We start from the raw sequence: 2160 nt of genomic DNA on the forward strand, positions 1-2160 counted from the left end.
TTGGCTGATCTGTGTCTGATTTTCTACGGGAATCCAGATGGCACCGCCATAAGGACGTACGGAGCGGTAAATTTGTTCGAGCTGACTGGAATTCAGAGTATGTGAGAATGTGTCGCTGATTAAAGTGAGTCTGGCAATATGCTGTGGCGCCTGGAATGACTGGGGAGTTCCCTCGTGAACTGAAATACGCGAACCATATAAACCCAAAACATCATATCTGGTTCGTAATTCCTGAACCTTGACCGGGTCATGTTCAATCACAATCAATCTCAGCGGCGAGAGTTGCAGGAATGCGTCAAACAAGGCTTCATTATCCGCTCCATAGCAGATTGCATAACCTTTTTTTGATTGTGTGACATCCAGCAGAGATTTTGTGGTCTGAGTGGAATCAGAACTGGAAATCAACTTTGCTGCTGTTTGCTGGTCTGGTGACTGTTGTGCTGACCGCTTCTCGGGAACGCCATAAGCCTGGATTTCTCCGCTTATCGTCACAGCGAATAATTTGTCGTCTGCTGCCAGTAACCGTAAAACCTGTTCCTTGACAGGTAGCTGCCAGGCCAATTCTGGTTTTGCTTCCGGAGTGGCAGGAAGTATAATTGCGGAAAGTGCCTTTTCTCCTGCTGCATACAGACGATCTCCTGCCCGAATCATGTCTCCCTGGCCATCAGCGGCAATCGACCACAGTGCCTGATGATTTTTCTTGTAAGCTTGAATGAGAGGCTGATTATTTTTCAGTATGGCCGAGTACAGCCTGTCATCGTGCAGGACCGGTTCATTATGCACAAAAAGTGTGGGCAAACCGGCTTTGAGATCATAGGCCCGCACACCGCGATAACGCGTATGAACGAATGCCTGAGTCGAATCGGCAATCACAAATGAGCCGCCGTTACCTTTGCCGCCGAGATGAAAATATTTTAACTCTCCCGTTTTCCGATCCAGAGCCGCCGGCACGGAGCGACCGCCGGGCACCAGTAAAAGCTCTTCGGTTGCAACGAGAGTCCCCTGTGGGGCTACACCGGCGAAAGCAGCGGCGCTATGTGGTTGCTTGATATAGCTGGCACTGGTCGAATCATTGACCCAGATGACATGACCTGTCTCGGCATCGAGAGCATAAATAAATGTGCCCATAAAAGGCCAGATACTGGCTGCAAAATAAATGGTCTCGTCATACAGAACGGGGCCCCCTCTGGCGGGCCAGGCAGAAATGACTCGTTGATTGCCCAATGCTTTTTGCGCAGCCGGAGCACCACGGAATTTCCAGACGAGTGTTCCCTTTACGGAATCCAGGCAATACAAATACCCATCATCACTGACGAGATAAACGTGATTTTTTGTTGCAACGGGAGAAAAACGAATTGGTCCCTCTGCATAAAAAGTCCAGAGTGTCTCACCATGTTCGGTATCAATGGCAAGCAGTTTGTCGGAATCATTAAATCCGACAAACATTCGTTTTCCATAGACGACGGGCTCGAAGATTTTGTCGTACGTCATCAAATCATTGTTGAGGGAGTCATCCCAGGCCTGATCGCGTTGTCCCCATTTCTGGGTCCAGAGTAGCGAAAGCTGATCCGGCAGATTGTCAGGAGAGGAAGCGGTGTGTCCCGCGTCATAGCGCCACACAGGCCAGTTGCCCGCTGTTACTGAACCGGGCAGCAACAGCGTCCAGACCAGCAGAAAGAAGACTCGGACTGTATCAAGTTGATTTCGCATCAATCATTCCTATACGCATCCATCACGCAAAGTAATCGTTCTGAGACGCATTCTTCAGCTAAAGACTTCAGTTTCTATCATTACTGTAACACAGGGCATGATCTCCCAGTGTTTAGTTTTGGCTGTTTCTCTGTTTGAATTTCAGACAGAAGGTCGCAATTCCCCAGACGAGGAATACGCCGCCTGCGGTGTACCAAAACCAACCGAGTTCTTTATCCAAAGTGGCAAAGTAGAGTAAACTCCCCCCGCCAATGATGGCAAACAGATCGTCCCGATATTTTTCCAGAAATATTTTTAGCCCCGATTTTAGCAAGAGGAGTACCTTCTTGGATGAAAATATGAGTAATTAAAAAATTGATAGGCAAAAAACAGTAAATATGACCATCCATTTCAGTAGCTTTTATCATGAATTCTGAAATGATTCGGAAAAGTAATTAAGATTAAGGGTTT

Annotated in this window: 2 protein-coding genes; both read right to left on the bottom strand. The window is 47.6% G+C overall.

Translation table 11 applies throughout. The annotated features are described in order from the left end of the window. Nucleotides 1-1710 (bottom strand): PQQ-binding-like beta-propeller repeat protein (locus tag Q0294_RS02765; RefSeq protein ID WP_299460694.1); only part of this gene is annotated, 1710 nt, incomplete at its 3' end. Between the two features lie 112 nt (nucleotides 1711-1822). Further along, nucleotides 1823-2023, bottom strand: a complete 201-nt coding sequence (locus Q0294_RS02770) for a hypothetical protein (RefSeq protein WP_299460696.1) — start codon at nucleotides 2021-2023, stop codon at nucleotides 1823-1825. Nucleotides 2024-2160: the final 137 nt, after the last annotated feature.

It is taken from the genome of uncultured Gimesia sp., assembly GCF_937919775.1.
Taxonomy (GTDB): Bacteria; Planctomycetota; Planctomycetia; order Planctomycetales; family Planctomycetaceae; genus Gimesia.